This is a genomic window from Paenarthrobacter nitroguajacolicus (genome assembly GCF_051027655.1).
Taxonomy (GTDB): domain Bacteria; phylum Actinomycetota; class Actinomycetes; order Actinomycetales; family Micrococcaceae; genus Arthrobacter; species Arthrobacter nitroguajacolicus.
The window spans coordinates 3,498,472-3,508,386 of the sequence record NZ_CP073234.1 but is presented as its reverse complement, the minus strand read 5'-3'; the positions used below and the strand labels follow the sequence as shown (position 1 = coordinate 3,508,386).

Here is a 9,915-nt window from a genome sequence, read left to right as displayed (position 1 = left end):
CTGCGGTTTTCTTTTTTGGGAAGGACCCATGCCACAGAACACAAGGCTCAGCACGCTCCTCAACGCCGGCAAGGACTTGGTCCTGGACGGCGCCTTGGCCACGGAACTGGAGGCTCACGGCTGCGATCTGGAAGACGCGTTGTGGTCAGCCAAGGTCCTGCTTGAGCAGCCGCACCTGATCAAGCAAGTCCACCGCGACTATTTCGACGCCGGAGCCTCCGTGGCCATCACCGCCAGCTACCAGGCGACTCCGCAGGGTTTTGCGCGGCGCGGGTTGTCCGTTGATGAGTCGTTGGAGCTGGTGGCGTTGAGCGTCCGGTTGGCCGATGAAGCCCGCCAGGAAGCCTTGGCTGAGGGTTCTGCCCGTGGGCCGCTTTTGGTAGCCGGATCCGTGGGTCCCTACGGCGCCTACCTGGCTGATGGCTCTGAGTATCGGGGCGATTACACGCTTTCCGCCGCGGAATTCCGGGACTTCCACAGGCCCCGCATTGCCGCTCTCGTTGAAGCCGGCGCGGATTTCCTGGCGTGCGAGACGCTGCCGTCGTTCGCCGAAGCGGAGGCGCTGTTGGCGCTCGTGGCGGAGTTCGACGTCGAATCCTGGTTTACGTTCACGCTGCGGGACAGCGGCCACATCAGTGACGGAACGCCGATTGCGGACGTGGCAGCGCTGCTCAGCGCGGAACCGCGGGTGGCCGCCGTCGGCGTGAACTGTGTGCCGCTGGACCTGGTGACAGAAGCTCTCGGCACCCTGCAGCAGTCCTCCGACAAGCCGCTGGTCGCGTATCCGAATTCGGGGGAGAGCTACGATGCCGTCACCAAGACGTGGGGTCCGTCAGAGGGTGTTCAGGGCAACGGAACCTTGGCCGGCAACGCAGCCGTTTGGCAGGACCGGGGCGCCCGTCTCATAGGTGGCTGCTGCCGCACAACTCCGCGCGACATTGAAGGCCTTGCAGCGAATATGACGTCACGTGAACCTGCGTGAACCTTGATTTCTACGGGATTGAAGCCGAAATATGACAGTCCCTACTGTGAAGGCATGACCTCTCCGGAATGGTCCTTGCTTGCCCTCGACGGGCGATGTCACGGGGCCTGATCTTCGCCCCGCTCGCATCCCACCTCCCTAAGGACCCACCCCCATGGCTAACACCCCCGAGTCACCCAACACCGGCACCACCCGCATCGTTGCCGGTGAGACCGCACCCAAGCCCAAGCGCCGCCGCACAGTAGAGATCGCCTTGGCCGTCGGCCTGGTGCTCCTCATCGGTGCGGGCGCCGCAGTCGCTTCCGCTGTTTCGCAGAACAACCAGGCCGCCCCGGCGCCCACCACGACGCCGGCTGCTGAGCTGAAGCTTGGTTACTTCAGCAACGTGACCCACGGCCCCGCGCTGGTAGGCACCAGCAAGGGCCTGATCGCCAAGGAGCTCGGCGATACCAAGCTCAGCACGCAGGTCTTCAACGCAGGCCCCGCCGCGATCGAAGCCCTGAACGCCGGCGCCATCGACGCCACTTACATCGGCCCGAACCCTGCCATCAACTCCTATGTCAAGAGCAACGGCGAGTCCATCAGCATCATCGCCGGTGCCGCTTCCGGCGGTGCCCAGCTCGTAGTCAAGCCGGAGATCAACTCCGCTGCCGACCTCAAAGGCAAGATCCTCAGCTCCCCGCAGCTCGGCGGAACCCAGGACGTTGCACTCCGCGCCTGGCTCGGTGACCAGGGCTTCAAGACCAACACCGATGGCAGCGGCGACGTAAACATCAACCCCACCGAGAATGCCCAGTCGCTGAAGCTCTTCACCGACGGAAAGCTCGACGGCGCATGGTTGCCGGAGCCGTGGGCCTCCCGCCTGGTGCTCGAAGCCGGTGCGAAGGTCCTGGTTGATGAGAAGGACCTGTGGGAGAACGGTGACTTCACCACCACCATCCTGATCGTGAACAAGAAGTTCGCCGCAGAACACCCCGAAACCGTGAAGGCTCTCCTGAAGGGCCACGTGGAATCCGTGAACTGGCTGAATAGCGCTTCCACTTCCCAGAAGGCGACCACCATCAACGCGGTCCTCAAGGACACTGCGGGCAAGCCGCTTCCGGCGAACGTGATTGAACGGGCGCTGCAGAACATCAAGTTCACCACCGACCCGCTGGCCGGAACGTACAACAAGCTCCTCGAAGACGGCGTCAAGGCCGGCACCACCAAGCAGGCCGACATCAACGGCATCTTCGACCTCCGCACCTTGAACGAGGTTGAAGGCAAGAAAACCTCGGCCGCAGGACTTGGCCAGGACTAAGCAGTAGCAGGCTGGTCCGCTTCCCCTCATCCACAGGGGAAGCGGACCGGCCTTTGGCCACATCAGCTCTACCAATCAACATGAAGGACGGGACCATGCCAGTCGTACTCGAGAACCTGGGCAAGCGCTTCGGCGACGGCGCCCCGGTGCTGGACGACGTCAACGCCACCATCGCTCAAGGCGAGTTCGTCGCCCTCCTCGGTGCGTCCGGCTGCGGAAAGTCCACCCTCCTGAACATCATGGCGGGACTGGAACCGCCGACGTCGGGCGCTCTTGAAGTCCCAAGCGACGGCGCTGCCTTCATGTTCCAGGACGCAGCCCTGTTCCCGTGGCTGACGGCGAGGGGCAACATCGAGTTGGCTTTGCAGTTGGCGGACAAGTCCAGCACGAAGGCGAGCCGGCGTGCACGTGCCACCGAACTGTTGGAACTCGTACACTTGGGCGGCGCCGGGGATAAGCGTCCCCACGAGCTGTCCGGTGGCATGAGGCAGCGCGTTGCGTTGGCCCGTTCCTTGGCTCAAGACCGGCAGTTGCTGCTGATGGATGAGCCGTTTGCTGCCCTCGATGCGATCACCCGCGACCTTCTGCACGACGAACTCGAGCGGATCTGGAAGGAAACGGGCCGGACCATCGTGTTCGTCACCCACAACGTGCGCGAGGCCGTCCGTCTGGGTCAGCGCGTACTGCTCTTGTCCTCGCGTCCTGGCCGTGTGGTGGCTGAATGGGATGTCACCGAGGAGCACCGTACCGATGCCGGCCGCGCTGGGGAGCTGACCGGAGTTATTACCCGCCGTCTTCGCGAGGAGATCCGCCGCCATGCCAAGTAACCCCATTACCACCGAAGAGCGGACCCTTCCCGTGACTGAATCCAAAGAGCACATCACTTCGCCGTCGCTGAAGGGCAACGCCTCCGAGCTCCGGGACCTTGAAGCCGGGCTGGACAACCTCCAATCGGACAGCCGACGCAAGACCGGTATCGACTGGAAGCGGGTGCTGCTGCCCGTTGCCGCGTTGGTGGTCCTGATCCTCGCGTGGCAGTTCTACGTTTCGCTTGAGTTCAAGCGCCGCGACCTCGTTCCCGGGCCGCTGGATGTCCTCACCCAATTCGTGACGATGTGGGGCGAGGGCAAAGTCCAGGAAGCAGTATGGACATCTCTCCAACGCGGTGTGGTCGGCTTCCTGATTTCAGTGGTCATCGCTACTCCCGTGGGGTTGATCCTGGCCCAGGTAGCTCCCTTGCGGCGTGCGTTCGGGCCGCTGATTTCCGGGTTGCAGGTGCTCCCTTCCGTGGCCTGGGTTCCCGCAGCGATCATCTGGTTCGGCCTGACCGACGCCACCGTGTACTTTGTGGTGTTCATGGGCGCCATCCCGTCCATCATCAACGGGCTCATTTCCGGTGTGGACCAGATCCCGCCGCAGTACCGCAGCGTGGGCACAGTCCTTGGCGCGAACCGGCTCCAGATGGCGCTGCAGATCGTCCTGCCCGCCGCACTTCCCGGCTACATCGGCGGTTTGAAGCAGGGCTGGGCGTTCTCTTGGCGCTCCCTCATGGCCGCGGAAATCATCGCAGTGGGCGGCACCATTGGTTTCGGGCTTGGCTCGTTGCTGGACCAAGGCCGGCTCCTTTCCGATATGACAATCGTGATGTCCGCCATCCTGCTGATCCTGTTCGTGGGCATTCTGATCGAGATCCTGGTGTTCGGGCCCATCGAGAAGCGCTTGCTGCAACGCCGGGGTTTGCTGGCGGGCAGCAGCCGCTAAGGCCTGGCGGGCCGCACGCTCCACTTTCCGCCGTGTGCACCACTTCTTCGCCGAGTCCGCACCCTTTCGCGCCGTCTGCACCAGCGGTTACGGGGGCGGTTGGCGGCAAGTGGTGCGGACGCCCGACGTAGCGCAGAGGCCCGACGGCGACCTTCCGCCGTCGGGCCTCTGCATCACCACACCGTGGGGTTAGAGTCCGGCCAGGAGGTCCTGCATTTCCCGAATCTCAGCTTCCTGGGCAGCGATGATGTCCTTGCCAAGCTGAACGGCCTCGGGATTCTTGCCTTGGCTGGTCTCGGTTTTGGCCATGCTGACGGCGCCTTCATGATGCGCGATCATCTGGGTCAGGAAGAGTTTGGCCGCTTCCATGCCTTGGGCATCCTTGAGTTTCTGGAGGTCGGCGTCGCTCAGCATGCCGTCCATGCCGTGACCGCCATGGCCGTCCGCTGGCATGGTGGCATTCTCATTCCAGCTCTTGAGCCAAGCCGTCATCTTGTCGATCTCGGGTGCCTGGGCTTCTTTGATCTTGACGGCCAAGGCGGTTACTGCGGGCGGGATGTCAGTCTTCGCGAGCATAGCGTCGGACATCTCCACTGCTTGGGCATGGTGGGGAATCATCATCCGGGCGAACATCGTGTCTGCTGCGTTGTGCCCGGCGTCGCTGCTGTTCGCTGAAGGGCTGACGGAAGTGCCGGAACCTCCGTGGTCCATCCCCGGCATGGAATCGGATCCGGCGTTGGAGGCACAACCGGCCAGCGCAATCAGGCTTGCGACAGCGGCTCCGGTAAAAGTGAAGTGAGTCCTGTTCATCAGAAAAAGGTCCTTTGCAAATTTAGGCGGGCGTATGTCAGCCGCCGAGGGGTAAGCAGATGGTGATGGGATAAGCGGGCCCGGCTGTCGCGGGCCGCGCCGGTGCTTACGTACGGCTGATACAGAGCTGCACGGGTGTGGGACCGAGGGGTTGGTAGGACCAGAAGCGGGGGAAACCGTGAAGTTCCCACGAGACAGGGATTGCTGCGACAGCAACGGCTGGAGGCGGAGCGGCCAAGGAACCTGTTTGTAGCGAAGGGATGCAGTTGGTGGTGGTCGCCTGGGTGCAGGAGCAGCTTCCAGACGAGCACTTGTCCGCATCAGCAGGCGGGCTCCTGTGGAGCTGCACGGTGTCGTGAACGTGGAGCGCAGATTCGGCAGCTATGACAGGTGACACAGAGCTCGCAGAGTGGGCGCCATGAGATCCGCTGACCACGTGCATTCCGAAGATGCCCGCCATGACGGCTGTCACCAGAAGCAGGAGCGAGACCCGCCGGAGGAAGGTAAGAGGCTCGAGGACGGCTGCAGGAGTTTGAGGAGAGATCGGCTTTTTCATGATGCTCCACTACCTCCTTCGCTGTCCTGTCTTGACCATTGTCCAGACAGTGCGGGCATACCCCGGGTGGGTATGCGTTCCGACAATTTTATACTCTATGCTCATTTGCCGTCGAAGCCTAGAATCGTCGGATGGGCCTTCTTACGTTCAGCATCAACGTCACGCTCGATGGTTGCGTAGATCATAGGGAGGGCATCGCCGATGACGAGACGCACGCCCACTTCACCCACCTCCTGGACCAGAGTGGGGCAATGCTCTGGGGCCGTACTACTTACGAAATGATGGAGGACTACTGGCCGTTGGTTGCCCGCGGCGAGGTGGACGCACCACCAGCCCTACGCGAGTGGGCGCTTAGTCTGGAGACCAAGCCCAAGTACGTCGTATCGGCAACGCGGAGCGACTTCCCTTGGACCAACAGCCATCACCTGGTCGGTGAGTTGCGAACGGCGGTGCAGGAACTCAAGGACAAGACTCCAGGCGGGGTGCTCGTGGGCAGCGGCAAACTTGCCACAGAACTGGACCGACTGGGTCTTATCGACGAGTACAAATTCCTCGTCCACCCCATGATCACCGGACACGGCCCCACCCTGTATCAGGGCGGACTGCCAGGCACCCGGCGCCTGGAGCTGATCTCGGCCGTTCCGCTCAGCAACGGTGCGGTGGCCATGCACTATCGACGGGCTGATTGAGGAATTAGCACACGGCTCGAAGTGTTGTCCCGGACATGCACAACAAACGGATCGGCTTCCTTTCCTTCGGACATTGGGCACGTGTCCCGGGCTCCCTCGTACCAACGGCCGGAGAAGCACTTAAGCAGGGAATCGAACTGGCGGTGGCCGCCGAGGAGCTGGGTATAGACGGCGCGTTCTTCCGTGTCCACCACTTCGCCCGGCAGCAGGCCTCGCCCTTCCCATTGCTTGCAGCCATCGCAGCCCGAACCACGCGCCTTGAAATGGGCACCGGCGTGATCGACATGCGCTACGAGAACCCGCTGTACATGGCCGAGGAAGCCGCGGCCACGGACCTCATCAGCGACGGCCGTCTGCAGCTCGGCGTGAGCCGTGGTTCACCCGAACCCGCACGGAACGGGGCCGCGAACTTCGGGTACGTCCCTGAAGACGGCGAAGACGGCGGCGACATGGCCCGGCGCCACACAACGCTGTTCCGAAAAGCGATCGCCGGGCACGGCGTTGCCGAAGCGGATCCCCATTACGCCGGCGGAGCCACAGGTCTGCTGCCCATACAGCCCCAGTCGCCCGGCCTCCCGCAAAGAATCTGGTGGGGTGCCGGAACACGGAAAACAGCCGTTTGGGCAGCCGAGCAAGGCATGAACCTCATGAGCTCCACCCTCCTCACCGAGGACACGGGGGTGCCCTTCGACGAGCTGCAGGCAGAGCAGATCCAGATGTTCCGCGAGGCGTGGGCCGCAGCCGGACACGACTTTGAACCAAGGATTTCCGTGAGCCGCAGCGTGATACCGATTGTGGACGACGTCGACAACCACTACTTCGGCCTCCGCGCCCAAGCGGACAGCCAGGACCAGGTAGGAATTCTCGACGGCGCGTTGTCCCGTTTTGGGAAGAGCTACATCGGCGAGCCGGACGCCCTGGCTGAAGAGCTGGCTAAGGACGCCGCAGTCCAAGCGGCGGACACCGTCCTGCTCACGGTACCCAACCAGTTGGGCGTGGATTACAACGCCAAGCTTTTGGGCAACGTCGCGAAGCACATCGCCCCGGCTATCGGATGGAACGCGAAACCCTAGTAAGCCACCGCTGCCACCGCCGCCACCCCGGCAGCCGAAAACGATACCGGCTCAACGAAGACCCGGTACCCGCGGTCGTGATCGAATCCGTGAATTTCGCGGGTGTCCAGGGCATCCATAAATTCGAGCGTCTGCCGTGTAATCACTTGGCCCGGGACAAGGATGGGGAAGCCCGGGGGATACGGCGTGACGAAACCGGCCGAGACCACTTCCTGTCCCGTGGAAACCGCTGCAGCTACTTCAGCTGCCGACAGGTACACAGTGGAATCGGGCTTGTAGCTCTCAAAGTAAGCTGCCCGGATGTCCCCGTCCTCGCAGGCATCGTCAACGCGGAAGCGCGCGGCGAACGTGCTGAAGTCGGGGAGCGGAGGAGTCGGGCGGGGCGCATCGGATGACGCCGGAAGAGTCCGCTGCCGCGCCGCAGGATGTGGATTCTCAAAACTCTCGGCTAGCTTCACCAGGACCTCGATCAGGTAGGCCACGGAGCTGCGGGAGGTGCCGATGTTGGTCATGAACAGCACAGTGTTCCGGGACGTTTTGTTCACCTGGATACCGTGATCGTCCATGAGGTAGCTGTGGCGGAAAGTATCGCCGTCGATCCCTGTCTTGCTGATGTCCAGTGTGAGGCGGCTGGGATCGATGACGAACTCGTCCCGCTGCCAGGCATTCTCCAGTTCGGCCAGCCCGTCCCGCAGCGGCATGCTGGAGCCGGTTTCCCGATAAATCGAACCGATGAGGTCCCGGGAGGTCAGCACCCGGAAGTACTTCTTCAGCAGCGGATGCCTGGCAACGGCCTGGGCCACGGAAACCGCAAGGTCGGATTGCCGTTGAACCAGGCCGAACCCTTCCAGCTCAACCTGTCGCCTTCCGATGTCCAGGGACGCCAGAATCTGGTAGTTGGGTGAGGTAGACGTATGGGTCATGTAAGCCTCGCGGAACGACTCCTGATTGGAGCCAGCGAAATCCTGATCAAAGACGTGGATCATGGAACCCTGCCGCAAGGATGTCAGGGTCTTGTGGGTGGACTGCGTGGCGTAGACCCGGATCCGCGCCTTCGCGGGATCGGGAATCAGCCGGGTGTTGAGCCAGGCGTCCTCATCCACGGGTTCACCGGTGACAGGGTGGTGCAGGGCGGCCGCCTGTTCGGCGTACCGGGCAGCGTAGGCAGGGCTGTGGAACGAGGCCTCCAAAGCAGCAGCAGCTGCCATGCCGGTTCGACGGCGGTACACGGGATGGGAGCGGGCGAAGGCAAACCACGCCTCGTCCCAGAGGAAAACCAAGTCGGGTTTGATGGCAAGGCATTCCTCCATGACCCTTTCGACGTCGTAGACAACGCCGTCAAAAGTGCAGTTGGTGAGGGTCACCATCTTCACCTCATGGAGCCTGCCTGCCCGCCGGTACTCCAGGAGCCTGCGTTTCAGGCTCGCCAGGGGAACAGCGCCGTAGAAGGCGTACTTGTCCAAGGGGTAGGCGTCCAAGTAGGAAACGCGGGCACCGGCGAGCACGAAGGCGTAGTGGTGGGACTTGTGGCAGTTTCGGTCCACCAGGACAACGTCGCCGGGGGCAAGCAGCGATTGATGCACGATCTTGTTGGCTGTGGACGTGCCGTTGGTGACGAAGTAGGTTCGCTGTGCCCCGAACGCGCGGGCAGCCAGCTCCTGTGCCCGCTTGATGGACCCGTGGGGATCGAGCAGCGAGTCCAGCCCGCCCGAGGTGGCAGAGGTTTCGGCCAACAGCAGGTTCGTCCCATAGAAATCGGCCATGTCCCGGATCCACGGCGAACTCCCGACGGAAGCTCCCCTGGAAATTGGCAGCGCGTGGAAGACGCTGGCGGGGCGACGGCTGTATTCCTGGAGGGCGGTGAAGAACGGTGTTTCGTACCGTTCCGCCACTCCGGACAATAGCGACAGATGCAGGTCCAAATGATCCTGCCTCCGGAAGATCCGCCTGAACTTCCTGGTGAGCGATCCCGCCAGCGATTCGATGGAGACCCCTGCCACCAGGTAGACGTCCAGCTCGGGCCGAAGCCCTGAGATCGCGTCGGCCAATCCAAGAATCCGTCTGATGGGCCGCGAGTCCTGCAGGTCCGCTGGGGTATGCCGGGCCAGGAAGCGTCGGAGGTCGCTGCCCAGCAGATGTGAGCTGCGGAGTGCGAAGCCCGGCCGAAGGACAACAGACTGGATAGCGGGGTTGAGCATGACGGCAACCAAGGCATCTTCATAGCTGGGAACCACGTTGACGGTGTAAGTGAAAGCATCAGACGGCCGCCTCTGGGCAGCCATGGTGTTCTTCAGTGCTTCGGCTTCGTCGGGGTCAACGGTGTCAACCACCACCACCTCAAAGCGCGGCCGCTCAGCCGGCTCGGGCTGGTCAACAACTTCCTCGTCCACAACCTCTCCGCGCGGCACCGCAACCGTTTCCCCCGCAGAAGCGAGCGGAAGGTTGGACAAGCCGCCCAGAAGCTGGAGCGCGGCCTGGGGTTCGCCGTCGTCGATCAACTGGCGCAACTGGACCACGGCGCCGACTCCCGGTTCAGCCCAGTACGGTTCCACCGACATCAGTAGGGCAAGGGTCCGGTCGATCTGGGACAGCAGCCCGGACTCCCGGTGTCGGGCTGAGGCCAGCTGCCTGAGTGCGTATCCCAAAAACTCCCACGCATCGGCACGGGACCGCCAGGCCCGGCTGGGTGTGCCGATTTTCAGGGACGGGGAAGGGTTGCTCATGTGTTTCACTTTCGAACTGAA

Annotated in this window: 9 protein-coding genes; 6 read left to right on the top strand and 3 right to left on the bottom strand. The window is 62.9% G+C overall.

What is annotated here, in order from left to right; translation table 11 throughout:
• Positions 1–28 precede the first annotated feature (28 nt).
• From mmuM to KCX59_RS16620, 4 genes are all read left to right on the top strand, one after another.
• Positions 29–982, top strand: a complete 954-nt coding sequence (gene mmuM, locus KCX59_RS16635) for a homocysteine S-methyltransferase (RefSeq protein WP_179019572.1) — start codon at positions 29–31, stop codon at positions 980–982.
• 154 nt (positions 983–1,136) lie between these two features.
• On the top strand, positions 1,137–2,282 hold the full coding sequence (locus tag KCX59_RS16630; RefSeq protein ID WP_179019574.1) for an ABC transporter substrate-binding protein: 1,146 nt from the start codon (positions 1,137–1,139) through the stop codon (positions 2,280–2,282).
• 95 nt (positions 2,283–2,377) lie between these two features.
• Entirely contained in the window at positions 2,378–3,109 is a 732-nt protein-coding gene (locus KCX59_RS16625) for an ABC transporter ATP-binding protein (RefSeq protein WP_089595922.1), read from the top strand.
• Positions 3,099–4,043 carry an ABC transporter permease gene (locus KCX59_RS16620; protein WP_017197146.1) on the top strand — a complete coding sequence of 315 codons (945 nt, stop codon included), beginning with the start codon at positions 3,099–3,101 and terminating at the stop codon, positions 4,041–4,043. Before KCX59_RS16625 ends, KCX59_RS16620 begins: the two co-directional genes overlap by 11 nt.
• 189 nt (positions 4,044–4,232) lie before the next feature.
• Here the strand turns inward: KCX59_RS16620 and KCX59_RS16615 are convergent, their stop codons facing one another.
• Together KCX59_RS16615 and KCX59_RS16610 are read right to left on the bottom strand one after the other, a co-directional pair.
• Positions 4,233–4,853, bottom strand: coding sequence for a DUF305 domain-containing protein (locus tag KCX59_RS16615; RefSeq protein WP_179019576.1), 621 nt, complete (start codon positions 4,851–4,853; stop codon positions 4,233–4,235).
• Positions 4,854–4,959: 106 nt separating this feature from the next.
• Positions 4,960–5,409, bottom strand: a complete 450-nt coding sequence (locus KCX59_RS16610) for a hypothetical protein (protein ID WP_179019578.1) — start codon at positions 5,407–5,409, stop codon at positions 4,960–4,962.
• Between the two features lie 131 nt (positions 5,410–5,540).
• Between KCX59_RS16610 and KCX59_RS16605 the strand changes: the two genes are divergently transcribed.
• Complete coding sequence (locus tag KCX59_RS16605; protein WP_178997369.1) at positions 5,541–6,098, top strand: dihydrofolate reductase family protein; 558 nt, start codon at positions 5,541–5,543, stop codon at positions 6,096–6,098.
• A gap of 35 nt (positions 6,099–6,133) precedes the next feature.
• The gene (locus tag KCX59_RS16600; RefSeq protein ID WP_179019580.1) at positions 6,134–7,171 is read left to right on the top strand and encodes an LLM class flavin-dependent oxidoreductase; all 1,038 of its coding nucleotides are present in this window, start codon (positions 6,134–6,136) and stop codon (positions 7,169–7,171) included.
• Here KCX59_RS16600 and KCX59_RS16595 read toward each other — a convergent pair.
• The gene (locus KCX59_RS16595) at positions 7,168–9,894 is read right to left on the bottom strand and encodes an aminotransferase class I/II-fold pyridoxal phosphate-dependent enzyme (RefSeq protein WP_179019582.1); all 2,727 of its coding nucleotides are present in this window, start codon (positions 9,892–9,894) and stop codon (positions 7,168–7,170) included. The two genes, KCX59_RS16600 and KCX59_RS16595, sit on opposite strands and share 4 nt — an antisense overlap.
• Positions 9,895–9,915 lie beyond the last annotated feature (21 nt).